This window comes from Pseudomonas sp. G11-1, assembly GCF_024031555.1.
GTDB lineage: Bacteria > Pseudomonadota > Gammaproteobacteria > Pseudomonadales > Pseudomonadaceae > Halopseudomonas > Halopseudomonas bauzanensis.
The window spans coordinates 96,636-122,505 of record NZ_QEYQ01000003.1 but is presented as its reverse complement, the minus strand read 5'-3'; the positions used below and the strand labels follow the sequence as shown (position 1 = coordinate 122,505).

Annotated in this window: 23 protein-coding genes; 12 read left to right on the top strand and 11 right to left on the bottom strand. The window is 62.8% G+C overall.

What is annotated here, in order from left to right; genetic code table 11:
• Positions 1-52 precede the first annotated feature (52 nt).
• Together DHB74_RS10830 and DHB74_RS10825 are read right to left on the bottom strand one after the other, a co-directional pair.
• Positions 53-1,243, bottom strand: a complete 1,191-nt coding sequence (locus DHB74_RS10830; RefSeq protein ID WP_499161442.1) for a cytochrome D1 domain-containing protein — start codon at positions 1,241-1,243, stop codon at positions 53-55.
• A complete protein-coding gene (locus DHB74_RS10825) occupies positions 1,240-1,581 on the bottom strand; it encodes a c-type cytochrome (RefSeq protein WP_499161441.1) in 342 nt (113 codons plus the stop codon). Before DHB74_RS10825 ends, DHB74_RS10830 begins: the two co-directional genes overlap by 4 nt.
• 197 nt (positions 1,582-1,778) lie before the next feature.
• On the opposite strand from DHB74_RS10825, the gene DHB74_RS10820 reads away from it, so the two are divergent.
• On the top strand, positions 1,779-2,789 hold the full coding sequence (locus DHB74_RS10820; protein WP_036991471.1) for a zinc-binding alcohol dehydrogenase family protein: 1,011 nt from the start codon (positions 1,779-1,781) through the stop codon (positions 2,787-2,789).
• 22 nt (positions 2,790-2,811) lie between these two features.
• Here the strand turns inward: DHB74_RS10820 and DHB74_RS10815 are convergent, their stop codons facing one another.
• Together DHB74_RS10815 and DHB74_RS10810 are read right to left on the bottom strand one after the other, a co-directional pair.
• The gene (locus DHB74_RS10815) at positions 2,812-3,720 is read right to left on the bottom strand and encodes an alpha/beta hydrolase family protein (protein WP_051611174.1); all 909 of its coding nucleotides are present in this window, start codon (positions 3,718-3,720) and stop codon (positions 2,812-2,814) included.
• Between the two features lie 95 nt (positions 3,721-3,815).
• Positions 3,816-6,023 carry a TonB-dependent hemoglobin/transferrin/lactoferrin family receptor gene (locus DHB74_RS10810; protein ID WP_499161440.1) on the bottom strand — a complete coding sequence of 736 codons (2,208 nt, stop codon included), beginning with the start codon at positions 6,021-6,023 and terminating at the stop codon, positions 3,816-3,818.
• Positions 6,024-6,138: 115 nt separating this feature from the next.
• On the opposite strand from DHB74_RS10810, the gene DHB74_RS10805 reads away from it, so the two are divergent.
• The 9 genes from DHB74_RS10805 to DHB74_RS10765 all read left to right on the top strand — a co-directional run bounded on the left by DHB74_RS10805 (position 6,139) and on the right by DHB74_RS10765 (position 13,940).
• Positions 6,139-6,858: a TonB family protein gene (locus tag DHB74_RS10805; RefSeq protein WP_280165022.1), complete on the top strand. Its 720-nt coding sequence runs from the start codon at positions 6,139-6,141 to the stop codon at positions 6,856-6,858.
• Positions 6,859-6,878: 20 nt separating this feature from the next.
• The gene (locus DHB74_RS10800; RefSeq protein WP_499161439.1) at positions 6,879-7,949 is read left to right on the top strand and encodes a hemin-degrading factor; all 1,071 of its coding nucleotides are present in this window, start codon (positions 6,879-6,881) and stop codon (positions 7,947-7,949) included.
• A gap of 3 nt (positions 7,950-7,952) precedes the next feature.
• Complete coding sequence (locus tag DHB74_RS10795) at positions 7,953-8,600, top strand: MotA/TolQ/ExbB proton channel family protein (RefSeq protein WP_036991464.1); 648 nt, start codon at positions 7,953-7,955, stop codon at positions 8,598-8,600.
• Entirely contained in the window at positions 8,597-9,013 is a 417-nt protein-coding gene (locus DHB74_RS10790) for an ExbD/TolR family protein (protein ID WP_499161438.1), read from the top strand. The genes DHB74_RS10795 and DHB74_RS10790 overlap by 4 nt, the downstream gene beginning before the upstream one ends.
• Positions 9,003-9,893, top strand: coding sequence for a heme/hemin ABC transporter substrate-binding protein (locus tag DHB74_RS10785; protein WP_499161437.1), 891 nt, complete (start codon positions 9,003-9,005; stop codon positions 9,891-9,893). Before DHB74_RS10790 ends, DHB74_RS10785 begins: the two co-directional genes overlap by 11 nt.
• 50 nt (positions 9,894-9,943) lie before the next feature.
• A complete protein-coding gene (locus tag DHB74_RS10780) occupies positions 9,944-10,924 on the top strand; it encodes a FecCD family ABC transporter permease (RefSeq protein WP_499161591.1) in 981 nt (326 codons plus the stop codon).
• A complete protein-coding gene (locus DHB74_RS10775; protein WP_499161436.1) occupies positions 10,924-11,691 on the top strand; it encodes a heme ABC transporter ATP-binding protein in 768 nt (255 codons plus the stop codon). Before DHB74_RS10780 ends, DHB74_RS10775 begins: the two co-directional genes overlap by 1 nt.
• Positions 11,692-11,762: 71 nt before the next feature.
• Complete coding sequence (locus DHB74_RS10770) at positions 11,763-12,539, top strand: class I SAM-dependent methyltransferase (RefSeq protein ID WP_499161435.1); 777 nt, start codon at positions 11,763-11,765, stop codon at positions 12,537-12,539.
• Between the two features lie 243 nt (positions 12,540-12,782).
• A complete protein-coding gene (locus DHB74_RS10765; RefSeq protein WP_499161434.1) occupies positions 12,783-13,940 on the top strand; it encodes a Fic family protein in 1,158 nt (385 codons plus the stop codon).
• A 120-nt stretch (positions 13,941-14,060) separates the two neighbouring features.
• On the opposite strand, the gene DHB74_RS10760 is transcribed toward DHB74_RS10765, so the two are convergent.
• The 7 genes from DHB74_RS10760 to DHB74_RS10730 all read right to left on the bottom strand — a co-directional run bounded on the left by DHB74_RS10760 (position 14,061) and on the right by DHB74_RS10730 (position 23,573).
• Positions 14,061-14,936, bottom strand: coding sequence for a metallophosphoesterase family protein (locus DHB74_RS10760; RefSeq protein WP_499161433.1), 876 nt, complete (start codon positions 14,934-14,936; stop codon positions 14,061-14,063).
• Positions 14,937-15,083: 147 nt separating this feature from the next.
• Positions 15,084-17,069 (bottom strand): PhoX family protein, encoded by a 1,986-nt coding sequence (locus DHB74_RS10755; RefSeq protein ID WP_499161432.1) that lies wholly within the window; start codon positions 17,067-17,069, stop codon positions 15,084-15,086.
• Between the two features lie 10 nt (positions 17,070-17,079).
• Complete coding sequence (locus DHB74_RS10750; protein ID WP_036991437.1) at positions 17,080-17,886, bottom strand: energy transducer TonB; 807 nt, start codon at positions 17,884-17,886, stop codon at positions 17,080-17,082.
• A gap of 3 nt (positions 17,887-17,889) precedes the next feature.
• Positions 17,890-18,330, bottom strand: coding sequence for a protein TolR (gene tolR, locus DHB74_RS10745; RefSeq protein WP_036991435.1), 441 nt, complete (start codon positions 18,328-18,330; stop codon positions 17,890-17,892).
• 3 nt (positions 18,331-18,333) lie between these two features.
• On the bottom strand, positions 18,334-19,023 hold the full coding sequence (gene tolQ, locus DHB74_RS10740) for a protein TolQ (RefSeq protein WP_499161431.1): 690 nt from the start codon (positions 19,021-19,023) through the stop codon (positions 18,334-18,336).
• Positions 19,024-19,037: 14 nt separating this feature from the next.
• Positions 19,038-20,978, bottom strand: a complete 1,941-nt coding sequence (locus DHB74_RS10735; RefSeq protein WP_499161430.1) for a phytase — start codon at positions 20,976-20,978, stop codon at positions 19,038-19,040.
• Positions 20,979-21,047: 69 nt separating this feature from the next.
• On the bottom strand, positions 21,048-23,573 hold the full coding sequence (locus tag DHB74_RS10730) for a TonB-dependent receptor (RefSeq protein WP_499161429.1): 2,526 nt from the start codon (positions 23,571-23,573) through the stop codon (positions 21,048-21,050).
• A 314-nt stretch (positions 23,574-23,887) separates the two neighbouring features.
• Here DHB74_RS10730 and DHB74_RS10725 point away from each other — a divergent pair, with 314 nt between their 5' ends.
• Together DHB74_RS10725 and DHB74_RS10720 are read left to right on the top strand one after the other, a co-directional pair.
• Positions 23,888-24,805, top strand: a complete 918-nt coding sequence (locus DHB74_RS10725) for a GGDEF domain-containing protein (protein ID WP_280165031.1) — start codon at positions 23,888-23,890, stop codon at positions 24,803-24,805.
• Positions 24,798-25,844, top strand: a complete 1,047-nt coding sequence (locus tag DHB74_RS10720; protein WP_499161428.1) for an AraC family transcriptional regulator ligand-binding domain-containing protein — start codon at positions 24,798-24,800, stop codon at positions 25,842-25,844. The genes DHB74_RS10725 and DHB74_RS10720 overlap by 8 nt, the downstream gene beginning before the upstream one ends.
• Positions 25,845-25,870: the final 26 nt, after the last annotated feature.

Sequence of the window (25,870 nt, the reverse complement as noted above, 5' to 3'; positions counted from 1 at the left end):
GCATTCCCTTGTGGTGGGAGCGGGCTCGCCCCGCGAATGGCTACAGGGCTGCTCATAAGCCGGTGTCATGGGCGCGACTGCTGAAGAAGATACCGCTGGGGCTGTCTGCCGGCAGGCTGGCGATCTGCTTCAGGGTGTAGGGGTCCCACACCTGGATCTCGCCGCCGTCACGCACGGACAGCCACAGCTGGTCGCCACGGGCGGTGAATTCCATGTGCAGCACTGCGGGCCCGGGTTCGAGGGTGGCGATGATCTGGTGGGTTTCGCTGTCGATCACCTGGACCTGATGATTGTCCGGATGGGCGAAGTTGACCCAGATCTGCCGGGCATCCGGCCGCGCCATGACGAAGATCGGCTGCCCGGCCACATCGATGGCGCCGGTCTGCTGCCAGGTCGTGCTATCCAGCACCAGCACCTGATGGTGGCCGACGGCCGGAACGAAGGCCTGATCACCGGCCAGGGTCCAGCCCTCCAGATGGGGCATCTTGTAGACCGGCAGCTTCTGCTCGCCACGGCCATAGTCCTCGAGAATGCGCTCGACACCCCGTTCCGGGTGCCAGAGATCGATCTTGGCCATGCCGTTCTCACCGAACAGGCCGGCGATGTAATAGCGGCCTTCCGGGGTGAGCAGCGCATCATAGGGCTGGTTGCCGATGTTCTCGAAACGGGTGATCTGCGGATCATTCCCCTGACTGAAATCCAGCAGCCAGGTCTCGCCGGTATCGAACAGGCTGTAGATGAAACGCTGGCCGGGCACGTCGGTGACGCCGACTACGCGGGAGTTACGGCTGCCGTCGGCCAGCGGCGTGGCCGGAATATCGGCGATCAGCGCCAGGCTAACGGCATCGAACACCTTGACCCCGCCGGGTTCGTAGTTGCCCACGGCGATCAGCGAGCCGTCCTGGCTGATGGCACCGCCGATGCTGTTGCCGGCCTGGATCACGCGCTTGTCGACCTGTTGCAGCAACAAATCGACTTTGGTCAGGCCGCCGTCACGGCCGAATACATAGGCGTAACGCTGGTCATGGGAGAACACCACCGAGGCATGGGACAGATCGCCCAGCCCATCGATGCGCGCCAGGCTGGTGCGGGTGCTGCTTTCGATCAATTGCAGGGTGCCGGTGGCGCGTTCCACTACCACGCCCAGGTCGCCGGTACCGCGCAGCGGCAGGGTGGGTGACGGGTGGGCGCAACCGCCGAGCAATAATGCGGCGGCTATGAGACTGAGCAGAGGACGTTTCATGGCTGGGGAGCTCCTTCAAGCAGGCGGTCGACCAGCCAGGCGATGTCCTGCTCATCAAGCAGGGCCTTCCAGCCGGGCATGGCGGTCCCGGGGCGGCCATGGGCGACGGTAGCGAGCAGGCTGTCACGCGGTTTGTCAGTCAGCGCTTCACGGGTCAGTGCCGGGCCCAGGCCGCCGGTCATGCGCAGGCCGTGGCAGGAGCCGCAGTCCTGCAGCAGCAGGTTGGCGAGTTGCTGCTGGCGTTCCGTGGTCGGCAGCGGCGCTGCTGCGGTGGTGGCGGCCAGCAACAGTGCAGCGACCAGCAGCAGCGGACGAGAACAGTGCACCGATACAGCCATCAATTTCCCCATCAGCCCAGGAATTTTCCTTCATGAGCTGATTATGTGGCTGTGCTGCAAGGGATAATTTGATCTGGGTCAGGTTACGCTGCGACATAGTGTCCTGACAGCCAACAAGACGTTCGCTGACCCGGCGGGGTGGCCCAGAGGCCTGCGGCTGGCTATCCTGTGCTGACATTCCGAGGAGGGAGACTGATATGAAAGCGGTGGGTTATACCGAACAATTGCCAATCGATAATGACCAGGCGCTGATCGACCTGGAACTGCCCAAGCCTGCGCCGACCGGGCGGGATCTATTGGTGAAGGTGCAGGCGATATCAGTCAACCCGCGGGACATCAAGAGCCGGCAGGTTTTCAGCGCCTCGCCTGACGAGCCGCGGGTACTTGGCTACGATGCCGCCGGCGTGGTCGAGGCGGTCGGCCCGGAAGTCACGCTGTTCCAGCCTGGCGATGAGGTGTTCTATGCCGGCGAGCTGCAGCGCCAGGGTTCCAATGCCGAGTGGCAGTTGGTCGACGAGCGTATCGTCGGGCGCCAGCCGCGCAATCTCGATCCCGCCGCCGCGGCCTCGGTGCCGCTGGTTATGCTGACGGCCTACGAGATGCTGTTCGACCGCCTCGGCATGCCGCAGCAGGCGGCCGACCACGCGCCCAAGCTGTTGGTGCTGGGCGGTGCCGGCGGCGTACCTTCAGCTGCTATCCAGCTGGCGCGCCAGGCCGGCGCCACGGTTATCGGTACCGCTTCGCGTCCGGAAAGCGCCCAATGGGTGCGTGATATGGGCGCCCATCACGTGATCGATCACAGCAAACCCCTGGTCGCGCAGATTCTCGATTTGAACATCGGCCTGATCGACTTTGCCTTTTCCACCCACACCAGCGTCGAAGCGTGGGCGGCGCTGGCCGAGCTCATGGCTCCCCAGGGGCGGCTGGGCATCATCGATGATCCGGACCCTGTGGACCTGCGCCTGTTCAAGGCCAAGAGCGTTTCCATCCACTGGGAGTCCATGTTCACCCGCTCGATGTTCCAGACCGCCGATATGCAGCGCCAGCACGATATCCTCAACCGCATCGCCGAGCTGCTCGACCAGGGCGAATTGCGGGCGCTGGACAAGGTTCACCTGGGGCAGATCAACGCTGCCAACCTGCGTCAGGCGCACCAACTGATCGAAGGTGGCCATGCCATTGGCAAGATAGTGCTGGAAGGGTTCTGAGGCAGCATGCCGGACAGCGGTATTAACCGGTCTGTGGCGTGACAGCTGCGACTGGCTGCTGCAACAGCCAGTCCAGGGCCTGATCCCAGAACGCGTGCGACTCACGGCGAAAATAGCCCATGTGCCCGATGGCCTGATGCCCGGGCGCCGGACTGATATCCGCGACCATTTTCGCGGCATTGCTGTAGGCCTTGGCGAAGGCATCGCGCGAGCGCGGCGGTGCCCAGGGATCATCTGTTGCGGTGACGAAGGCGCAGGGTACCTGCACCGCTGCATATAGCGGCTTTACCCAGGTCATGGACGGATCGTCGAAATAATAGTGCGGAAAACCGCACCAGCGCTTCCAGTCCCGATACACCCCAAGTGGCAGGTCATCGCCCATGCCCAGCAGGCTCCAGGCCATATAACCTTTCCAGGACACGATTGCCGGCATGATGACATGCCAGAACAACCGAATCTTCAGCGCCTCGCCCGTGGGCATCCAGCCAGCCCAGCCGGCACCGGTGCCAAAGGTGTAGCACGCCGTCAGTTGGTGATGATTGGGTAGCAGGCCAATGGCATGCCCGCCGAAGGAGTGCCCGACCCAGTACAGCGGTAGTTGCTCTTGGGCCAGCAACGCCACCGCCGCCGCCAGATCCTTCTGCGACCAGTCCAGGTAGGACATTTCGAAGCCTTTCAGCGACGCGGGACTCGACTCGCTGGCGCCGCGGTAATCCAGCGTCAGCACATTCAACCCGCGCTGCGCGGCATATTCGGCGAAACGCCGGTAGAAACGCTGCGGCACACCGGTACCGCCAGCCACCAGCAGATTGCCCTTGGCTTCACCCCGGGCGGGATAACGATAGGCGGTCAGCGGATAGCCATCGCTGGCGGTCAGGGTGATTTTCTCGGCGGGGATGGCCGGGCTGGAAGTGTCGATAGCCGCATTCATGGTTGGAGTCCGTCAGCTGGATCGCGGTCGGCGTTCTAAAATCAAACGCTCGTTTTATTCAGCGTAAGCTAAACCAACCCTGAATGGGCGTCAAATCAGATCTCCCACACCAGATTCACCGCTGCGTTGCGTCCCGGTTGGCTGTAGCGGCCGATGCCGGGGTTGCTGGCGGTCTGGCCGCGAACATCCGTCCAGTGCCAGTGCTGCTTGTCGGTCAGGTTGAACAGGCCGGCGTTGACCGTCAGATTGTCTGCTACGCGCAGATAGCCATGCAGATCCAGCAGACCATAGCCGGCTGGCTCGAACTGATCGGCGGTGCTGTCGTCGGTGCGGCTCTTGCCATCCACCAGCGTCCAGACCAGCTCGCTGCCGTAACGTCCGCTGGGGGCGTCATAACCCAGACCCAGGACGCCCTTGAGTGGGTCGATGCTGTTCAGCGGCTGGCCGGTCTGTTCGTCCTTGCCCCGGGCATAGGCCAGGCTGCCGCGCAGGCTGCTGCCGGCGGGCAGACCAATGCGATCGAGGAACAGCTCGCCGCGCAGTTCCGCACCGCGAATGGTGACCCGATCGAGGTTCTGATACTGGAAGGTCAGCCGGTTATTGCCGGTGGGGTCATTCGGCAAGGTGACCTGCTCGATGAAGTCGTCATAGCGGTTGTAGAACAGCGCCAGGCCTATGCTGCCGCTGTCATACCGACCGCGCAGGCCGACTTCCAGGCTGTCACTGGTTTCCGGTTTGAGATTGGTGTTGGCCAGGGTCTGGTAATTGCTGGCGACGTTGACGAACTCACCGAAGATATCCACCGCATTGGGTGCGCGGAAGCCGGCGGCGTACTGGCCATACAGGCTGTGGGCGTCGTCCAGCTTGTAGGTCACGCCCAACTTGGGAGACAGCTGGCCATCGCTGAAATTGCCCGGGTTGCGCTCCACCGGATTACCGTTGAGGTATTCCTGGGTGACGTCGGGCTTGAGCCGGTAATGGTCATAGCGCAGGCCGGCGAGTAGGGTCCAGCGACCGATCTCCAGACGATCCTGCACAAACAGGGCATATTCCTCGGTGACCGGATCGGGGAAGTCGCTGATCGGGAAGCTTTCGCCGAAGGGGCTGGGCGGTACCGGCAGGCCGGTATCGGCGAAGATTTCCCAGCCGGTACGCAGGTCGCTGCTTTCCAGTCGGCGCAAATCGACGCCATAGGTCAGGTCATGGGCGACGGAGCCCATGTTGAAACGGGTGTTCAGTTGCGTATTGAACGCCCAGGCTTGTTCCTCGTAGCGCGAGTCCCGTTCGCGCTGGCGCAGGCTGCCAGCGGTAAAGCGATCCTGATCGGTGATCTGGCGCATCTGGCTGTCCTGATAGCTCAACTGCCAGCGCAGGCGCTGGGCCAGAGCGCTATTCAGGCGCATATCGTGGCTCAGGGTGATGCGTTCCCGTTCCGAGGTATCCACCGCGGCGTGCCGGCGGGTGGTGGCGGTCAGGCTCTCATCGCTGCGAACCCGGGTACGGATGTCGTCTTCGAAGCGTTCGTAGGCCAGTTGCAGCCGGTCACCATCGCGGTAATCCCAGCCCAGTTTGAACAGCAGATTCTCCCGCTGCTTGTCCTGTGGGTTGGCCTCTTCCCGGTCGGCGCCGATGCCGCCGCGTCCGCCGTAGGTGTCCTGGGCCTGGCCATCCCGGCGGCTGAGGTGCAGCAGCGCATCCAGACTGCCGCGTCGCCCGGCAAAGGTGGCGCTGCGTTGCCAGCTATCATCGCTGCCGTCGTAACCGGTTTTCAGGCGCAGGGCCTGATCATCGCCGGCGTCCAGATAATCACCTGCATCCCGGGTGACGAAGCTGACCGCACCGCCCAGCGCATCACTGCCATACAGCGAACTGGCCGGGCCGCGGATGATCTCCACGCTTTTCAGGGTATCCGGATCGACATAGTCCCGCTGCGCGCTGAGGAAGGGGCCGAAGGTGAAGGCGTCCGGTATGGCCACCCCATCCACTTGGGTCAGTACCCGATTGCCACCGATGCCGCGAATGCTGAATCCGGACAGGCCGAAGCGACTGCCAGTACCGCCCACCGAGACGCCGGGCTCGTAACGCACCAGGTCGCGGATGTCATTGATGTTCTGCTGATCCACCTGCTGTTCGTCATGCACGGTCACAGTGCTGGGCACCTCGTCCAGTCTTTGCTCTGAACGGGTGGCAGTGACCGTGATGGTATCGAACTGGGTCGCTGATCGTTCCTGGGCCAGCAGCATGGTGGGGGTGATTAGCAGAACCAGATATCCGTGGCGTGCGCGTGACAGTCGCTTCTTCATTTTTGCCTCCTGCGAAGGGGTCGCTTTCTTGGTCGGCTGGATGCTAAACGAGGTTGACAATCAAATGCAAATGCTTCTCAATAACTGAGATAAATTACTTGCATTGGACGTGGGAATGCGTGTCGGACTCTTTCTGCTGGTGTCAGTGGCGGTGCATCTGGCCGCCGGGCAATGGCTGGATTGGCGCACGCCGCCAGGCGCATCCAGGCCGACGGCGGTTGCGCAGGCGGAGGCTGTGGCGTTGCCCAGGCTGGTGACTGTGGTGCCGCCCGCACCGATTGAGCCGGAGGTCGAGTCTGTGGCTGAGGCTCCGCCAGCGCCCGTGGCACCGGCAGTAGTGCCGCGGCCGGACCCGCCAACCCCGATGCCGGAGCCCCGGAAACAACCGCTGGCGCAGGCGCCGCAACTGAGCAGGACGCCGCCAGTTGAATCGCCGCCTCCGGCAGCGCCGCAAGAAACGCAAGCAACGCAAGAGCAGCAAGCCAGCGCCGCCACGGCCCCGCAGCTCAATGCATCACCGCCGCTGCCTGCCGCCGAGCCGGTGGAGGTGGTCAGCCAGGCCCCGCGTTTTCGTGAACCGCCCGCGGCGCCGGTATATCCGGCCCAAGCCCGGCGACGCAACCAGCAGGGCCAGGTGCTGGTGGAAGTGCGGCTGGACGCCGAAGGCGAGCAGCGTGAGGTACGGGTGGTGCAATCGTCAGGCTTTACCAGTCTGGATCGGGCCGCACTGGAGGCGGTGGCCGACTGGAAGTTTCAACCCGAACTGCTGGCTGGGCAGCCAACCCCAAGCCGGGTGCAGATTCCCATTGATTTCGCGCTGAATGCGCGTCGCTGAGTAAACGAGAGGAACACATCATGACCTTGCAAGCCCATAGCGCTACACCGACATCGCCGCTGTTCGAAGCCTGGCAGCAACTGCTCCAGCAGCAACCCCGCCTGCGCACCCGGGATGTGGCCGAACAGCTGGCGGTCAGCGAGGCGGAACTGATTGCCAGTCGCTTGGGCATCGATACCCTGCGCCTGCGCCCGGAATGGGCACAGCTGTTGCCAGCGCTGGAGGGCCTGGGCCGGGTCATGGTGCTGACCCGCAATGCGCATTGCGTGCACGAGCGCAAGGGCGTCTACCGCGAGACCACCGTGGCTGGCAGCGGCAAGATGGGACTGGTGGTATCGCCGGATATCGACCTGCGGTTGTTCCTTTCCGGCTGGCACAGCCTGTTCGCGGTGGAGCAGCAGACGACTCGGGGCCTGCAGCGCAGTTTGCAGGTGTTCGATCAGCAGGGTGTGGCGATACACAAGGTATTTCTCACCGAGCAGAGTGATCTGGATGCCTGGGGTCTGTTGCTGTCCCGTTTTGCCGAAGCCGACCAATCCGCGCAACTGGATCTGCAACCGGCTCCGATAAAGCAGACTGAGCGTGTCGATGGCGAGGTGGATACCGGCGCCATGGCTGAGGACTGGCGCCAGCTCAAGGACGTGCATCACTTCCATGCCATGCTCAACCGCAACAAGGTCGGACGCTTGCAGGCGCTGCGGCTGGTCGGTCGGGAATGGGCCGAACCGCTGGCTACCCAGGCCTTGCCCACCGTGATGACCGAGGCCGCCGCCCAGCAGTTGCCGATCATGGTGTTTGTCGGTAATCGCCACTGTATCCAGATCCATACCGGCCCCGTGCATGAGCTGCGCTGGGTCGGTGACTGGTTCAATGTGCTCGATGCAGATTTCAACCTGCACCTGAAGATGCCCGCGGTGGCGCAGCTGTGGCGGGTGCGCAAGCCCAGCAGCGACGGTGTGATCACCAGTTGGGAAGCTTACGACGCGGACGGTGAGCTGATCCTGCAACTGTTCGGTGCGCGCAAACCGGGTCAGCCGGAGCTGGAGGGTTGGCATACCCTGGCCGAGCTCACGCCGGCGCTGGAGGCCTGAGCCATGCCGCTCTGGTTCGAACATATGGGTGCAGTGGGCTGGCCGCTGGGGCTGTGCTCGCTGTTGGCGGGGGCGCTGATACTGGAGCGCCTGCATGTGTTTCTGGTATTGGCGCCGCTGCGCCAGGCCGCCCGCCAGGCGGCGCTCACTGCCTGTCGCGATTGCAACTCGCAGGCGTGCGAACGCCTGTGGCGCTCTGACCGGCAGGGCTGGGGGCAGGCCCTCGGCCTGCTGCTGGAACACCGGCGGCTGGCGTCTGCACAGCGTGAGGATCTGCTCGGCTGCTGGCTCCTGGAGGAACGCCAGCGCCTGGGTCGGCATTTGCGCCTGCTGCAACTGATCGGCGTGCTGGCTCCCATGCTCGGTCTGTTGGGCACCGTGCTGGGGATGGTCGCCATGTTCGCCGATATTGCTGCAGTGGCTCAGCCGGTCACCCCCGCACTGCTGGCCGATGGACTCTGGCAGGCTCTGTACACCACGGTCTGGGGCCTGTGCATTGCGATTCCGGCACTGGCCGCCGGCCAGGGCTTTGCCCTGTGGGCCGAGCGCTATCTGGAAGGGGTGCAGGCACTGCTCAATCGCTGCCATCTGGCACTGGATGGCCTGGAGCTGACGCCGGGTACGGCAGTCGCAGGATGGGCCAGCGCATGATTCGCCTGCCCCCGGCCAGTACGGCCAACGCCAGTCTGCTGCCGGATCTCACGCCGCTGCTGGATGTGATCTTTATTGTGCTGGTGTTCTTTCTACTCACCGCTCAGGTGCCGCTGCTCCAGCGTCCGCTGGATCTGCCGCAGGATCAGCGCGATAGCGCCAGCATGGTTACCTCGGATGCCGAGCGGCAGTTGCTGGAGCTGGATGCGGCAGGGCGCTGGCGACTGGATGACCGCCCGTTGAGCCTCAGCGGACTGCCCGGGGCACTGAGCAGCGCCACCCACCCGGCGTTGGATCTGGCGATTGACCGTCAGGCCCCGCTGACCGCCTTTCTGGATCTGATCGTGCTGCTCCAGGAGCAGCAGGTCGATGATATCCGCCTGTTGATGGAGCCCACCCCCGATGCGCCTTGAACCTATCCTGGCCGGTCTGTGTACCGGCCTGCTGCTCAGTACCGCCAGCCTGGCGGATGAACTGCCGCAACGCTGGATCAGTGCTGGCGGCGCCGCGACCGAATGGGTAGTCGAGTTGGGCGGGCAGGATCGGCTGGTGGGCGTGGACACCACCAGCCAGCACCCAGAGACCGTCACTGCACTGCCCAGTGTCGGCTACCAGCGCCAGCTGTCCGCCGAAGGCGTGCTGACGCTGGCACCGGATCTGCTGTTGGGCACCGAAGAAATGGGCCCGCCACCGGTGCTGATCCAATTGGAGAAGGCCGGGGTGCGCATCGAGCGCTTGTCCGCCAGCAGTGAGCTGGGCGCGCTGAAGGACAATCTGCTGCGTCTGGGTGCCTTGCTGGGTGAGCCTGAGCGGGCGCAGCTGGCGCTGGAAGATTTCCATCGGCAATTGAATGACCTGCAACGGCAGATCGAGCTGGCCAGCAAGACTGATCAACCACCGGGTGTGTTGTTGTTGCTCGGGGTTGGCGGTAACAGCCCGCTGGTGGCTGGGCGCAATACCATGGCCGACTGGCTGCTGCGCCAAGCCGGCGCGCGCAATCTGGCTGAACACGAGGGTTACAAGAACCTGGCCGCCGAAGCCATGCTGGCGCTGGATGCCGATTGGCTGGTGCTGACCGACCGGCAGTTGCGTGGGGTCGAAGGGCAGCAGGCGTTGATGGCGCAGAACCCTAGCCTGGCCGCCAGCCGCGCGGTGCGCGAAGGCCATCTGCTGAGCATTGACCCGACCTTGCTGGTCGGTGGTCTGGGGCCGCGCCTGCCCGATGCGCTGCGGCAACTGAGCCATGCGTTCTATCCCCAATTGCAGGCGCACAGGGCAGAGGCCAGCCAATGAATCCGGTGCTGAATTGGCGGGTACTCTATCCGTTGTTGGCGGCGCTGCTGTTGCTGGCTGTGTGGTTGTCCCTGGCGCTGGGCCCGGTCAGCCTGCCACTGGCAGACACGCTGCGGGCCTTGCTCAATGCCACCGGCCTCAACCTGACCGAGGTGCAGACGCAGACCGAACTGATCGTCAGCCAGATTCGCCTGCCGCGTACCCTGCTGGGGCTGATGGTCGGTGCGGTGCTGGCGCTGACCGGCGTGGCGATGCAGGGCTTGTTCCGCAACCCGCTGGCCGATCCGGGGCTGATCGGCGTATCCAGTGGCGCGGCCCTGGGGGCGTCGCTGGTGATTGTTGGCCTGTCACGCTGGATAACGCTGCCGGTGGCCCTCGAACCCTATGTGCTGTCCGCGGCCGCTTTTGCCGGAGGGTTGCTGGTCACCGCACTGGTCTATCGGCTGGGGCGACGTGACGGTCAGACCCAGGTGGCGACCATGTTGCTGGCCGGGATTGCGCTGACCGCCTTGTCCGGCGCCATCATCGGGCTGTTCACCTACCTGGCGGATGACAGCACCCTGCGTGCGCTGACCTTCTGGAATCTTGGCAGTCTGAATGGTGCCAGTTACTCGCGGCTATGGCCCTTGCTCGTGGTGGCGCTGGGTGTGGCTTACTGGCTGCCGCGGCGGGCCGATGCGTTGAATGCCATGCTGCTGGGCGAATCCGAAGCGCGGCATCTGGGTTTTGACGTCGAGCGGGTCAAGCGCGAGCTGATCTTGTGTACTGCCCTGGGTGTGGGCGCGGCGGTGGCCGCCGCTGGCATGATCGGATTTGTCGGGCTGGTGGTGCCGCATCTGATGCGCCTGCTGGTTGGGCCGGACCACCGCCTGCTGTTGCCCGCCTCGGCGCTGGCCGGTGGCGCGCTGTTATTGCTTGCCGATCTGGCAGCGCGGCTGATCGTGGCGCCGGCGGAAATGCCGATCGGCATCGTCACCGCCTTGATCGGCGCACCCTTCTTCATTTACCTGTTGATACGGAGTCGCGGCTGATGTTGCAGGCCCAGCAAGTGAGCGTGGCCCGTGGTGGGCGTTGCGTACTCGGTGATGTGAATCTGACCTTGCAGCCGGGCCAGGTGCTTGGTGTACTCGGGCCCAATGGGGCCGGCAAGAGCAGCCTGCTCGGGGTGCTCAATGGTGAGCTGGCTGCCAGCAGCGGACAGGTGCTGCTGGATACCCGGCCGCTGGCCAGCTGGCAGGGGCGCCAGCGGGCGCAGCGGCTTGCGGTGCTGCCGCAAAGCTCCAGCCTGAGCTTCGCCTTCAGCGTCGAGCAGGTGGTGCGCATGGGCCGCATGCCCCATGACACGGGCATGGCGGTGGATGAAGACATCGTCAATGAGGTCTTGCGGGCGGTGGATGCGGGGCATCTGGCTGGGCGCAGTTATCTGCAGTTGTCCGGAGGTGAACGCCAACGAGTGCACCTGGCGCGGGTACTGGCACAGTTGTGGCCGGGTGCCGATGGTCAGGTACTGCTGCTGGACGAACCCACCTCGATGCTCGATCCATTGCATCAGCTCAGCGTGCTGGATGCCGTACGTCGCTTCGCCGACCATGGTGCCAGCGTGCTGATCATCCTGCATGATCTGAACCTGGCCGCGCGTTATTGTGACCAGTTGCTGCTGCTCGGTGATGGCAGCGTCCAGGCTTGCGGCACTCCCGAGCAGGTGCTGCAACCCGCGCATCTGCACCGCGTATTCGGTATAGAAGTGCTGGTACAGCGGCACCCGGAAAGAGGTCACCCGCTGATCATTGCCCGGTAAATCAGCCGGATGGAATCGCTTTGCTGCAGCCGATCAGGCATGCTGATAGGCATCTGTAACCGGAGCGGACCGTGTTTAGCGATTTATCCATTGACGATCAGTTTGACGAACTGGGCATGAACCTCGATGTACCCTTCGTACCGACCCATGAAAGTGTGGTGAAAGCCATGCTGGAGCTGGGCGCGGTAGGTGCCGATGATGTGCTCTATGACCTCGGCTCGGGCGATGGCCGCATCCCGGTGGCTGCCGCCCAGGAACGCGGTGCCCAGGCAGTGGGCGTGGAAATCGACTCTGGACGCGTGGCATTGGCGCAGGCCTACGCCGCGCAGATGGGCGTCGAGAATAGCGTCTGCTTTATTCAGGATGATCTGTTCGAGGTCGATTTCACTCCGGCCACCATCGTGACCATGTACCTGCTGCACACGGTCAACCTGCAACTGCGCCCACGCCTGCTCAACGAGCTGCGTCCCGGCACCCGCGTCGTCTCCCACACCTTCGACATGGGTGACTGGAAACCGGACGGACGGGTCTCGTTCAAGGGCGCTGGCATCTTTCTCTGGGTGATACCGGCCCAGGTCGCCGGCGAATGGCACTGGCAGAGTGCAGATGGCACCCGGTACCGGATCGAGCTGCAGCAGCGCTATCAGAAACTGATTGGTGAACTCTGGATCAACGATGAACTGGCCGAGCTGGAAACAGCCCTGCTCTGGGGCGACTTGCTGGAGTTGGTTATTCAGGACGATCAGAACTACGAAGCGCAGTCGATCGTGATGCATTGTCAGGATGATCAGTTGGTCGTGGTAAGTGAGAACCAGAAGGGGGCGGTGGCGCGAAGGGTGGCTGGCTGAAGGCGGACTTCGCCCCTAGGTATCATTCCGAATCCCACAGGCGCGCGGCAATCCAATGTCACGGTGTTGCGCATGTGTCGAAAAAACGCAAAAAATCGACACGTTTATCGGATATGTCGATACTGTCAACCAATGCAGCAGCGTGTGTTACATGGGGCGAACTAAAATAACGGAACACGCTATTGTATTTTTCCTCTTAAGTTAAAATAGCGGGTATTGCTAATTTTAACCAGAGGTCGCCGCATGGAGCGTGAATTTACCGGAGAGTATGTACCTGCCATTGCTGGGGGGCGCCCCTGTCTCGCGTTCATCCCTAGACCTTTGCCACCTGAACCACCCCTGCAACTGGATAGCAAACTGCAGGGCCGCATCAATCAGGCCATGCTGGCGCTCGGACGGCTGGATGCGATCAGTATGCTGCTGCCCGATGCACATTTGTTTCTGTACAGCTATGTCCGCAAAGAAGCAGTCATGTCTTCACAGATCGAAGGCACTCAGTCCTCCCTAAGTGACCTGATGCTGTACGAAATGGAAGGCGTACCCGGTGTGCCCATGGACGACGTGCAGGAAGTGTCCTGCTATGTAAGTGCTTTGTCTTTAGGTGTGCAGCGCATTCGGGAAGGGCAACCCATCGCCTTCCGTCTGCTAATCGACCTGCATCGAGCACTGATGACCTCCGGCCGGGGAATCGGTAAAAGCCCCGGTGAGTTTCGGCGCAATCAGGTATGGCTTGGGGGGCACCGTGCCGATGAGGCAGAGTTTGTGCCCACTCCAGCCAATGAACTTGCTGAATGCTGGGCCGATCTGGAACGGTTTCTCAATGATGTACCGGAGGCCACCGATCCGTTGATCAAGGCGGCGCTTGCCCATGTGCAGTTTGAAACCATCCACCCGTTCATCGATGGTAATGGTCGCGTCGGGCGGCTGTTGATTCCGCTGATTCTGGTAGCTGCCGGTGTATTGAGTGAGCCGCTGTTGTACCTGTCCGTATTTTTCAAGAAGCATAGGCAGCTGTACTACGACCGCCTGCAACAGGTTCGTCTGACCGGTGACTGGGAAGGCTGGCTGCTTTTTTTTGTGGACGCTGTTGCCGAAACGGCGCAGCAAGCCGTAGGTACTGCGCAGCAATTGAACGCCCTACGAAGTGACCATCTGGCGCTGCTGCCGGCCCTCGGCCGAAGCGCCCCCTCAGCCAGGCAGGTACTGGACGCCCTGTTTGCACAGCCGATTGCCAACATCAGCACCCTGGTAGAGCGTACCGGCCTCACTCCGGCAACGGTCGGCAAAGTGATGGATCTATTGGCTCAGCCGGGCCTCAATTTGGTTAAGGAGCTGACCGGTCAGAAACGCAACCGCGTGTATGCCTACAGCGCTTATATCGAGATCCTGAATCAAGAGTAAACCGGTTCGGCATTGCCCTGAGCTTTCGCAGGGGTTAGGGCGGTTGTCGGTTATTCCGAAGGATTAGCCGTGCTACAGAGCAACCCGCCACTGACGGCGGGCTACCTGCAGACCAGGTTATTACTGAGTCGAACGCTTCAGACTGAACCGGTAGTCATGCCGTTCCAACGGCCCATCCAGTCCTACCTGGTAGGTATCCACAACCACCTGATCATCATCCATCACCGTCAATACGCGGAACATCGGGACGTGGTGATCTTCGTCCGGAATCTTGGTGCGTTCCAGTGCCGGGATGTGCAGGTGGTGCACGCCGTCAATCTGCTTGGAATGCTCGCTGCGCTCCAGGTCCATGTGCAGGTCGCCGGAAATCATGGCAATCAGATTGGGTTGGGCGCTGACCTCGGCAAAGCCGGGATGGTGGATGCCCTTGTCGGCGTTTTCCGGAAAGGTGCCGGCGGGGGCGCCATGTACTACCAGCAACACGGGTTTGGGATGCAACTGCTGGATCTGCTGTTTAACCCAGGCAACACCCTCGTCATTGAACTCACGACCTTCGTCCGGTGAAGCCATGACCAGTGCCAGTTGCTCGAACTCCTTGACGTAGCTGGGGCCTTCGATTTCGACCTTGCCTTCATTCCAGAGTTGGACGTAGTGCATATAACGCTCGACGGTGGAGCCGTGTTCCTCGTTGCCCATGATCGGATAGAACGGCAGAGTCAGGCGCTGCAGTACCGGCGTGACGGCTTCATACTGCAGCTCGGTGCCCTTGTGGGCGATGTCGCCGACACCGATGACAAAATCCAGATCCAGGGTGTCGGTCAGATGATTGACGTGGCCGACGGCGGCGGCCAGACCGGGGAATTCGGCCTTGGGCTTGGGTTCGGCGTCACCGAGAATGGCAAAACGCAGTACCGGCTCGGCGGCGCTGGTCAGGGCCGGAGCCAGGGCGGCGCTTGCCAGTAGCAGGCAGGTGGGTAACAGGGTGCGGAGTTTCATGCTGGTTCCTTGTTCAAGTGGTAGTACGGTGTTTTGGCTGGGCCGTCCATCAAGTCCGATCGTGGCCCGTAGTGCTCGACGTTCCCGAAGGTGTGCCTGGGAGGGTCGAGCACCAGCTCGACCATTCGGTGCTGGGTACGGGCCGGATCAACTGCCGATCACCTTGCCCTGGTCATGGGTAATGACCACGGTGGTGGAGCGGGGACGGCTGTGGCCGTCACTGGCGGGGTAGCTGATGCCGGGGTGCTGGACGTTGATCCACAGGGTGCGGTAGTCGGGTGTCCAGGTGATGCCGGTGATTTCGCCGCCCCGCGGGCCGACCAGGAAGCGGCGTACTTCCCTGGTTTGCGGATCGGCGCAGAGCAACTGGTTGCAACCGGTGTTGACGGTGTGGGCGGCTTCGTCGTCCGAGTCGGTCTGGATCCACAGGCGGCCGGCACCATCGAAGGCCAGGCCGTCCGGTGAGGAGAAGATGTCGCCCTGGATATTGCCGATCAGGTTATCCGGCAACGGCTGACCATCGGCATCCAGCGCACCGGGCTGCTCGCCGGCGAGCAGGAACACATCCCACTCGAAGGTAGTGGCGGCGGGGTCGGCATTGGCTTCGCGCCAGCGCACGATCTGGCCATGCTGATTGTTGGCGCGGGGGTTGGCGGCATCCAGCGGGAAGCGGCTGCCGCGATCGCGGTTATTGGTCAGGGTGACGTAGACCTCACGGCTGTCAGGATGCACGGCGACCCATTCCGGGCGATCCATCGGTGTGGCGCCGAGTATGTCAGCGGCGCCGCGAGCGTTGAGTAGCACGGCCTGCTGGTCGGTAAAGCCGTTGTTCTCGGTCAGGCCGTTCTGGCCCCAGATCAGCGGTAGCCAGTGTCCGTGGCCATCCTCATCGAAGCGCGCGGCATACAGGGTGCCGCTGTCCAGCAGGTGGCGGCTGGTACTGGGGTTACTGGCGTCATGGCGGCCATCGGGCACAAACTTCCAGACATATTCGCCCCGGGCATCGTCACCGGAATACACTGCCATACGGCCATCGTCGCCCAGCGAGACCACCGAGCATTCGCGGCCGAGACGGCCCATGGCGGTGCGCTTGATGGGTTTGCTGTCCGGGTCAAAGGGGTCGATTTCCACTACCCAGCCAAAGCGGTTGGGCTCGTTCACATGACCCTGATATTCCGCTGCGGGGTCAGGGGTGGCGTCAAAGCGCGGGTCCACCGACTCCCAGGCGTAATAGGCGCTGTGCTGGCCCTGGCCGATGCCGTAGCGCTGATGCGTCGGTCTGGTCGCATGGTCGGCGGCGTCGCGGTTGACGAAGTAATTATGAAAGTTCTCTTCGCAGGTCAGGTAGGTGCCCCAAGGCGTCACGCCCATGGAGCAGTTGTTCAGGGTGCCGAGTACCTCGGTGCCGCTGGGGTCGCTGGCGGTACGCATGCGCAGGTCGCCGGCCAGCGGGCCGCCGATGGCCATGGGCGTCATGGCACTGATGCGCCGATGCAGGCGCGAGCCGGCTACCCGTTGCCACTGGCCTTCGGCATCGCGGCGAATTTCCAGCACGCTGACGCCGTGGGCAGCCTGCTCCTTGCGCACCTGATCCACCGGGCGCTGGCGCCGACCATCCGCCAAGTGAGTGAACGTCAGACCATCGGGGTGCAATGTCGGGTTGATGTACTCGTGATTGATGACCAGCAAACCATGCTCGTTGGGCGCATCCTCGAAGGGGAAGAAGTGCATGCCGTCGTGGTTGTCGCCGGCCTGCAGCAGCTGGGCCTGCCAATCCTGGCTGGCATCGTCCAGCCAGGCCGGGGCGTTATCCAGCACTGCATCGCCCCAGCTGAAGAAGGGCCGGGCGCTGTAACCCTCGGCGACCAGTACCTGATCGAAGTCCGCAGCGGTCTGCGCCGCCACGCCGGTAAAGCCCAGCAGCGGGGCGCTGCCTGGGGTGCCTGGGCTGCGCTGGCAACCGAGCAGACCACCGCCAAACAGGCCGATAGCAGCCAGTGCCAGACCGCCCTTGAGTACCTGGCGGCGGCTGCGGTTGATGATGGTGTCCAGATCGGCCGCCTGGCTCGGGTTGAGGCGACGGTCGTCTACCGCAGCGAGGTCGGTGTGGTAATGCTGATGGTCCTGTCTCATGTTCTGTCCGTCATTGGATGCGATAGCGGAAGGTGTTGCTGACGCCGGGTACGTCCACCGGCTGGCCGTTGACCAGGCGTGGCTGGTAACGGAAGCTGTTGGCGGCGTTCAGCGAGGGGCGTTCGAACGTCGGGTCGTCACAGGCACCTTCGACGACCTGCGGGTCCTTTACCCGGCCCTCGCGGGTTACCGTGTAGCGCACCGTGCAGTCACCTTCGACGCCGCGGTCCAGGGCCCGGCGCGGATAGGATGGCGGCTTCTTGCTGATGGGCTGGTACTGGGCAATGGCCGCGGCTTCAGCGGCGCGGCGGGCAGCTTCGGCGTCGGCCAGCGCGCGGGCTTCGGCCTCGGCGGCCTGCCGTTGTTGCTCGGCTCGTGCCTGTTGTTCGGCCTGCTCGCGTTGCTGCTGTTCCCGGGCCAACTGCTGCTGGCGTTCCTGTTCCCGTTGGAGTTCCTGTTGACGCTGTTCCGCCAGCCGTTGTTGCTTTTCCTGCTCTAGCTGCTGCTCTTCCAGTCGCTTGCGGGCTATCTCGGCCTGGTCCACCTGGGGCTCGACCGGCGGGGGTGGTTCGGCTTGTACTACCGGCTCGGGCGGCGGCTCGGGTATCGGTTCCGGTGCGGGCGTGGGCAGGGCTACCAGTTGGGTAATCATCACCGTCTGTGGCGCTCTGGCCGGTGCTTCGGGTGACCAACTGCTGTACAGCGCCCAGGCCGCTACACCGTGCAGCAGCACGGTGGCCGTTGCCGGCAGCAACCAACTGCCGATACGGCTGCTCGGTTGCTGGGGGCGGGGGCTGGTCTGAATCAACTCATTCATGCCTCAGGGTGCCTCGGTAATCAGGCCCAGGCGGGTGATGCCGCCCTGTTGCAGCGCGGCCATGCCTTCGATCACCAGGCCGTAGTCGGCATGGCGGTCGGCACGGATAAACACCTGGGTGTCGGGTTTGGCAGCGACCAGCGCGGTGATGCGCTGACGCATCTCCTCCAGCGAACTGCTGCTGTCGCTGTACTGCTCGGTATTGACCGTGTCGCCTTCGTTCCAGTGGTAATGCCCCTGATCATCGATGGACAAGGTGACAATATTGAGCGGGTCATCGGTGGCCAGTGCCTCGCTGGCAACCTTCGGCAGCTCGATCTGGATACCCTGGGTGAGCATCGGCGCAGTGACCATGAAGATCACCAGCAGCACCAGCATCACATCGATATAGGGCACCACGTTCATTTCTGCGTTGGGCCGCAGTTTTCTCCGGGCCGGACGCATGACTTATTGCTCCGCCCGGCTGTGCAAGCGCCGGTGCAGCAGGGTGGAGAACTGCTCGGCGAAGGTGTAGTAACGGCTGATCAGCCCTTCGCTGCGGGCGGCGAAGCGGTTATAGGCGATCACCGCTGGAATGGCGGCGAACAGGCCGATGGCGGTGGCAATCAACGCTTCGGCAATACCGGGGGCCACCGCTGAAAGGGTAGCCTGCTCGGACTGCGACAGGCCGATAAAGGAGTTCATGATGCCCCATACTGTGCCGAACAGGCCGATATAGGGGCTGACCGAGCCGACCGTGGCGAGGAACGGCAGGTTCTTTTCCAGACGCTCTTCTTCCTGCGAAATGGCCACGCGCATGGCCCGTTGCACACCTTCCATCACCGCGTCCGGGTCGCTCTGCTGCGCGCGCATATGGGCGAATTCGCTGTAGCCGGCGTGGAACACGCCTTCCACGCCGGGGCTGTCGGGTTGCTGTTGCTGGTACAGCTGCTGAAGATCGGTGTCTTTCGACCAGAAGCTGCGCTCGAAGCGCGTCAGCGAGCGCTTGGCGGCGCTCATCAGGCTGCTGCGCTGGATGATCAGGAACCAGGAGATCAGCGAGGCGAATACCAGGATCAGCATCACCCCTTGCACCAGCAGGCTGGCTTCGGCGACCAGCGTCCAGGGCGACATGCTATGGGTAGTGGATGTGGGCATGAGTGGGTTCTCCATCAATCGAGTTGCAAGGCGCTGGCGATGCTCTGCCAGGGCACGTATTTGTAGTTCTGATTACCTTCGGGCATGCGTTTGCGCCCGTCCTGCACCATCAGCATGCCCTGGCTCCATTGCCCGCCGAGGTTGGCCGAAGCCACTTCCAGGCCGTCGGTTTCCGAGACGCCATCGATACCCAGCTGGCTGTTCAGGCCGATGCGGAAGCTGCCGCGCAGCTTATAGGGCGGCTCGGCATCGACCACCACATAGCTGTCGTTGCCCTGGCTGGAGATCACCAGATAGGGGTGTTCGGGGTGCTGATAGATGGCCAGGCCTTCAATATCGGCTTCGATCGGGCCATCGGTGCTGATCACTCGGGTCATCTCGGTGGAGGCGTTCTCGCCGGCATCCAGCGCCCACACTGCTTCGCCTTCCTCGCCGATAAACAGCCGCTGGCGCTGATCATCGACCACGCAGCCTTCGGGCTGGGTAGCGACGGCAAACTCACGTACCAGGGTGCCGTTGAGCTCACCCTGGCTGCCGTCCAGGCGGTATTGCACAAAACGCCCGTCCTTGTCGTTGGCAATGGCGTACATGACACCGTCACTGCTCTGGCCCATGCAGAAGCCGTAGATTTCATCCAGCGCGGTGGTGATCTGGCCCAGTTCGCTTAACTGGCCGTTGGCGGGATCGATGGCAAATACATGCAGGCTGTTGTGGTCGCGATTGCTGGCTACCGCCAGATCGACCCGTTGCTCACCGAGCTGGAAACCGTGGCGCACATCGACGTTGTTCAGACGGCCCAACGGCAGATACTGCAGCTGTGCACCGTTGAGGTCGTACACTGCCAGGCCATTGCGTTTGTCCGTGCCCAGCACCCGAGAGGCAGCCGGATCGCTGGGGTGCAGCCATATTGCCGGGTCATCGGCGGCGTCGCCGGGGCTGGGGATCGGGTCGGTTTGTACGGTAGGCAGCACTACCGGCACCTTGGCAGCGGCGGGCAGGGCGCTGACCGGCCAATCGATTCGGCTCTGGTAGAGATTGCCGTCGTCGCCATCGACCAGCAGCAACTGATTCTGGCCGTTGGCGCTGTGTGCGGCGATGCGTTCGGGCTCGACGGTGCCCGCCAGCGCGACCGGCTCCAGGCTATCCCAGCCGTTTTCGGTCAGGCGATAACGATGCAGTTGCCGGGCGTCGGCGTCCAGAGCCAGCAGGCCGCCGGGTACTGCAGCCAGGCCCGCAACCATCTCCTGCATCCCGCCGAAGGGTTCGACCATATCCACCGGCTGACGGCTCTGTTCAGCCTCGGGATGCGCGCCATAGGCCCAGATGCCGACACTTTCCTCGCTGACATACAGCAGGTGCTGCTGGTCATCTACCGCGCAATGTTCGCTTTCCGGCGGCAGGCGCAGGCTGCGTACATGGGCGGCGGTATCGAGCAGCAAGCCTGGGTTGCCGACCAGCCACTGATCGCCCATGCCTTCCTCACCAATGACAAACAGGTGCAGGTTCTGGGACTCGTCCTGATACAGGCAGAGATTCTCGATGCGGTAGGTCGTGGCCGGCAGCTCCAGCTGCTGATGCACCTGCAGGTCCGCCGCTGCGGCGCGCAACAGGGTCGGTTGCTGGCTGCTGGCCTGGGTAGTTGCGATCACCAGTTCAGCGTTGTGCTGGCGGGTATCCAGGCTGTAGAAGTTGCCGGGGTGCCGGGCCAGGCGGTCACCGCTGGCATCCAATAACCAGAGGCCTTCGGCATCGGCGGCGAGGCGCTGATCGTTGGCCAGCAGTTGCCAGGATTCGGCCTGCGCGGCATGGCTCGGCTGCCAGTGTTGCAGTTCCACCGGATTCGCCATGCTGGCGCTATCGACGGTGGGCGTCACGCTGGAGTCGGCGTTGGAGCAACCCAGTAGCAGGCTGGATAAGGCCAGCGCGGCGAGGGGCTTGAGAGGATATCGCGGCATGAAAAGTGTCCGTACTGAATAAGAGTCGGGGGTACGGCGGCGGGCAGGTGCCCGCCACCGCTGGTCGGATCAGAAGTGCGTGAGGGTCAGGCCGATCTTGTAGCTGGGGCCGTATTCCTCGTATTGGGCGTTGTAGCGGCGCTTGCCGGTGTACACGTAGTAGGATTCGTCGGTCAGGTTCTGCGCTTCGAAGAACACCTGCAGGTTGTCGCGCAGGAAGTAGCCAGCGCTGAAGTCGACAAACAGCTGGTCGTCCACCTTGTAGTCGTAACGGGCGTCGAGCACGTCGCCGACCTCGTCCAGATAGTTGGATTTGTAGTTGGTGGACAGGCGCAGGCTGAGCTTGTCGTTCTCCCAGCCGACAGTCAGGTTGCCGGTCACATCCGACTGGCCGGGCAGGCGGATGCTGCGGCTGCGCATGGCACCCAGGTCCGGGTCGAACTGTTCGATGTCGGCATCGGACTTGGTGAAGGTGGTGTTGGCGTTCAGCAACAGGCCATTCCACGGTGACGGCAGCCAGCTGAACTTCTGCGAGTAGGCCAGCTCCAGGCCGTAGACCGTGGCGCTGTCGCCATTGATCGAGGTGATCGCCTCGCTGAAGCCGGCGTATGCACCCGTGCCGGCCACGTCGGCGGTATAGATGAAATTGTCGATGTCCTTGTAGAACACGAAGGCCGAGACCGCGCCGGCGCGCCCCATATAGTGCTCGATGCCCAGGTCGAAGTTGCTCGACTCCAGCGGTTTGAGATCGGGGTTACCGAACTCGGCTTCGTCGCCATCCAGCACAAAGCCGGGGAACATCTGGCCGAAGGTCGGGCGTACCACGCTGTTGGTCCAGGCGGCGCGGATTTGTGTTTGGTCGTTGAGCTGGTAGATGGCATGCAGGCCGGGCAGCCAGTGGTCATAGTCATTGCTGGTGTTGTTGGCAACGAAATCACCCTGATCCAGACCGGTACCGCGGGCCTTGATGCTGGTGTCTTCATAACGCAGACCGGCGATGATGCGCAGGTCATCGATATCCAGAGTGTTCATGATGTAGACGGCGTTGATGTCTTCTTCGATGGTGAAGTCATTGATGCGCGATTCTTCTTCATCATAGAAGTCAGCTCGGTTCAGGCCGCTGATCAGATCCTTCACCGCGCGGTCGGAAATGCGCGGTCCGAAACGGCCCAGCCCGTAATCGGTGGTGCCCCGGCTGAACTGCGACAGATTCAATTGCGCGTCGCTGAAACCCAATTCATCGAAGTCTTCAAAGACCCAGATGTCGAGGTCATTGTCTTTCTCCCGACGGCTGAGCTTGCCACCGAAGGCCAATTGCGAGGGCATGCCGCTCAGAGAGAAGTCGCGGGTCAGATCGAGCTTGATATTCTTCTCGGTGTCGGTGGTTTTCTGTTTTTCCCATTCCACCTCGGTCAGGCTGAAATGGGTGGCGTCGTACAGATCCTGCCCTGCGCGCAGGCGCGGTTTGCGGGTACCGCTGTAACCAACGTTGCTGAAATCCTCATCCGCTTCGAAAGCGGCGGTGCCGATGCCGCCCGGGCTGTCTTCACCCGCCTTGCTGTAACCGGCCTGGGCGCTGACACCCCAGTCGCCGAGCTGGCGCTTGCCGCCGAACACGAAACTCTTCACTTCCTGGGTTTCTTCCCGGGCCTTGAGCTCGCGGGCGACTTCCGCCTCGCCCAATTCACCAGGCAGCTGTGGGTCGCCAAACGTGGTGACTAAGCCTTGACGTACTTCATCATCCTTGTAACGGCTATACAGGCTGCGGAACCAGACTTCGCTGTGTTCGTCCGGGCGGTAATCCAGGTTCAGACCCAGGCCGGTGCGCTCACGGGCGATGTCATAGCGGCGCTGTTCGATTTCCTCCAGCCGGGCACCGTCATCAAAGTCCCAGGCACCGCCGGTTTCCACGTTGTCCGAACCGAATTTGCGCTCCTGCCAGCTCAGGGCAGCGGCGACACCGAAGTTATCCACGCCGTCGCCAATGCTGAAGCGATTGCTGAAGGCGCCGGACAGCTTGGGGCTGTTCTTGCTGGTGTTTTCATCATGACTGCCTTCGGCGCTAAGGCTGTAGAACAGGCCGTCATGGTCGAAGGCTGACAGACTTTCCACTTCGATGGTGCCACCCAGGGAGTTGGCATCCATGTCCGGCGTCAGCGTCTTGACCACTGACAGCGATTGCACCAGCTCGCTCGGCAACACGTCCATGGCTACCGCGCGGCGATCGTCCTCCGGCGCAGGCACCAGAGTGCCGTTGATGGTCACGCTGTTCAGGTCCGAGCCCAGCCCGCGCACCCGCACAAAACGGCCTTCACCCTGGTCGCGCTCGACCGACAGGCCGGGAACGCGTTGCAGCGCCTCGGCCGCGTTGTCGTCGGGCAACTGGCCGATGGCGTCGGCGTGCACCACGCTCTTGATGGTATTGGCGCGGCGCTGGTCATCCAGGGCCTGCTCCAGTTGGGCAGCCTGGCCGATCACATCGACCACTTCGGGTTGCTGCGCCTGCGCGGCCAGCGGTGTGCTTACGGCGATAGCCAGCGCCAGGGCGCTGAGGCGAAACCCGGGGCTCCGGGCGGTAGCGAGTTGCACAGACATTGTTCTTCCCCTGAAATGTGCGGCCGTTGGCGGGGCCGTTGTGGGGGGAACGTTAGGCACGGCTGATGACAGTTATGTGACTATATAGCGCCGATAAGCCGCTAAAAGCCGGGATTGGCACGACAAATTACCGATATTGAGCTGATTTGACTCGCCTGGAGTCACGCCGCCGCCCGGTGGCGTGTAATCGCCGCCATACAGGTATGCATTTGATATGGATAAGCTGACAACGCCATGAGCTGATATGACTCCCGCGTTGCCACCGGATTGTCACATCCAACTGCTTAGCTGGCCGGCAGTAAGGAGAATTGCTTATGACATCCATGCTTGCGATGCATCGTTTCAAGCTCACCGGCCTGCTGATCACGGCGAACACCGGCCTGTTGCTGCATCTGCTGGCCGGTGAGATCAAGCCGGTGGCCGACTGGGACTGGCTGGATATCGCCGGGGAAGGGGGCTCGGCCCTATTGCTGCTTACCTGGCTTGGCCTGCTGCTCAAGAGCCGACCGGCCGGCTATGTGACCAATCTGCTGTTCATGGGGCTGGCCTGCCTGTTCTTCAGTCTGTTCATGGATACTGTTGACGAATTCGTGGCATTACCCGACGCCGTGACCTGGGATGGCTGGCTGGAATCGGGCCCCATGCCCATTGGCTTCATCCTCATGACCCTCGGCATCTTCCACTGGCATCAGGAACAGCTGGCGATCAACGAGCAGATGCGCAACCGCGAGCGAGTGTTTCGGGAACATCGCCAGTTCGACAAGCTGACCCCGCTGGGAGATGCCAATTATCTACGGGCACAACTACAGCTGACACTGGCGGATGCGGCGGCGCAGCAGCAGCCAGTGTCGCTGATCATGCTGGATATGAACGCCTTCTCCCGGGTCAATCGCGAATACGGGTACGCCGAAGGAGACAGGTTGCTGCAGGTGCTGACGCAACTCATGCTGCTCAATCTGCGGACGCATGATCTGCTCTGCCGGCTGGCGGGCGATCGCTTTGTGATCATCCTGCCGCATACCGGCGAGCGCCAGGCCCAGATATTGGCTGAGGAGCTTGAACAGGCGGTGCGCAGCCTGGCTTACAAGAGCCGTGCCCAGGGCGAACGCCTGGAGCTGTCAGCCAGCGTGGTTGCGCTGATGGCCCGCGATGAGGACCCGGCAACCCTGCTGGAGCGGATGAACATAACCATGGCCCGGGCCAAGCAGAACCTGACGGTGCGCTATGGTTAGGACAGAGCGCAGCGACCGCTGGCTGGAGTGCACTACGCGCTTCATCCCGGCGCACTATCAGCCCGCCAGCCTGATTGATCTGGCGCTGGGCCGGGGAGTGAATGCCCACCGCTTGTTACAGGGCACCGGGCTGTTCCATGAGGATATCCTCACCGGTAATCGGCTGATCAGCCCGCAGCAGTTCCTGCGTATGATCGAGAATCTGCAGCAGCAACTGCAGGCTGATGACACCAGCTTTCTGCTGGGTCAGCAGTGGTTGCCCGGGCACTACGGCGCGGCCAGTCACGCCCTGAGTCATGCGGCTGATCTACAGGATGCGCTGGAGCGGCTGGTGCGATTGCAGCCCCTGCTCTGGCCGTTGCTGCGGCTGCGGCTGCGGGTGGATGAGCGCTACATCTGGCTGGATTGGGGTGACAGCTTTGGCGCCGACGGCCAGAGCATATTTCTGGTCGAGGCCAGCATGGCCGCAGTGACCGGCATGAGCCAATGGCTGTCGGGGCAGCGTCTGCCCTGGACCTTTCATCTGGCCCACGCGCAGCCGCGCTATATCGAGCAGTATTGGGTGCACCTGGGAGAAGAGCTACGCTTTGCCAGCCCGCTGAACCAGATGTGCCTGCCACGCAGCTGTCTGCATCACCCCTGGGCCAGCGCCTCGGTTACCGCCGGGCAGGTGGCCGAACAGGAAGGGTTGAAGATGCTGATGGCGCTGCCTGCTACCCGCAGTCTGCTGGATGGCCTGCATGATCATCTGGTGGCACAGGTGCGACAGCCGCTGCGGCTGGAAGGCGTGGCTGAGACCTTCGGCATGAGCCCGGCCACGCTCAAGCGCAAGCTGCAGAAGCACGGCACCGGTTTTCAGCAGCAACTGGACCATGCTCGCGCCCGTGTCGCCATGGAGCTGTATCAAAGTCGCGGCTACTCCAGCGATGAAGTTGCCGACTACCTCAACTTCAATGACCGGGCCAACTTCCGCCGATCCCTACGCCGCTGGACCGGCTTGTTGCCCAGTGAGTTGGGTAATTGGCTGGCGCGGTATTAGCGGGCACCTTCGCAAAGAGTCTCCTG

Coding starts and splice junctions, on each gene's coding strand:
- DHB74_RS10830 (WP_499161442.1), bottom strand. CDS start 1,243: ATGAAACGTCCTCTGCTCAGTCTCATAGCCGCCGCATTATTGCTCGGC.
- DHB74_RS10825 (WP_499161441.1), bottom strand. CDS start 1,581: ATGGCTGTATCGGTGCACTGTTCTCGTCCGCTGCTGCTGGTCGCTGCA.
- DHB74_RS10820 (WP_036991471.1), top strand. CDS start 1,779: ATGAAAGCGGTGGGTTATACCGAACAATTGCCAATCGATAATGACCAG.
- DHB74_RS10815 (WP_051611174.1), bottom strand. CDS start 3,720: ATGAATGCGGCTATCGACACTTCCAGCCCGGCCATCCCCGCCGAGAAA.
- DHB74_RS10810 (WP_499161440.1), bottom strand. CDS start 6,023: ATGAAGAAGCGACTGTCACGCGCACGCCACGGATATCTGGTTCTGCTA.
- DHB74_RS10805 (WP_280165022.1), top strand. CDS start 6,139: ATGCGTGTCGGACTCTTTCTGCTGGTGTCAGTGGCGGTGCATCTGGCC.
- DHB74_RS10800 (WP_499161439.1), top strand. CDS start 6,879: ATGACCTTGCAAGCCCATAGCGCTACACCGACATCGCCGCTGTTCGAA.
- DHB74_RS10795 (WP_036991464.1), top strand. CDS start 7,953: ATGCCGCTCTGGTTCGAACATATGGGTGCAGTGGGCTGGCCGCTGGGG.
- DHB74_RS10790 (WP_499161438.1), top strand. CDS start 8,597: ATGATTCGCCTGCCCCCGGCCAGTACGGCCAACGCCAGTCTGCTGCCG.
- DHB74_RS10785 (WP_499161437.1), top strand. CDS start 9,003: ATGCGCCTTGAACCTATCCTGGCCGGTCTGTGTACCGGCCTGCTGCTC.
- DHB74_RS10775 (WP_499161436.1), top strand. CDS start 10,924: ATGTTGCAGGCCCAGCAAGTGAGCGTGGCCCGTGGTGGGCGTTGCGTA.
- DHB74_RS10765 (WP_499161434.1), top strand. CDS start 12,783: ATGGAGCGTGAATTTACCGGAGAGTATGTACCTGCCATTGCTGGGGGG.
- DHB74_RS10760 (WP_499161433.1), bottom strand. CDS start 14,936: ATGAAACTCCGCACCCTGTTACCCACCTGCCTGCTACTGGCAAGCGCC.
- DHB74_RS10755 (WP_499161432.1), bottom strand. CDS start 17,069: ATGAGACAGGACCATCAGCATTACCACACCGACCTCGCTGCGGTAGAC.
- DHB74_RS10750 (WP_036991437.1), bottom strand. CDS start 17,886: ATGAATGAGTTGATTCAGACCAGCCCCCGCCCCCAGCAACCGAGCAGC.
- tolR (WP_036991435.1), bottom strand. CDS start 18,330: ATGCGTCCGGCCCGGAGAAAACTGCGGCCCAACGCAGAAATGAACGTG.
- tolQ (WP_499161431.1), bottom strand. CDS start 19,023: ATGCCCACATCCACTACCCATAGCATGTCGCCCTGGACGCTGGTCGCC.
- DHB74_RS10735 (WP_499161430.1), bottom strand. CDS start 20,978: ATGCCGCGATATCCTCTCAAGCCCCTCGCCGCGCTGGCCTTATCCAGC.
- DHB74_RS10730 (WP_499161429.1), bottom strand. CDS start 23,573: ATGTCTGTGCAACTCGCTACCGCCCGGAGCCCCGGGTTTCGCCTCAGC.
- DHB74_RS10725 (WP_280165031.1), top strand. CDS start 23,888: ATGACATCCATGCTTGCGATGCATCGTTTCAAGCTCACCGGCCTGCTG.
- DHB74_RS10720 (WP_499161428.1), top strand. CDS start 24,798: ATGGTTAGGACAGAGCGCAGCGACCGCTGGCTGGAGTGCACTACGCGC.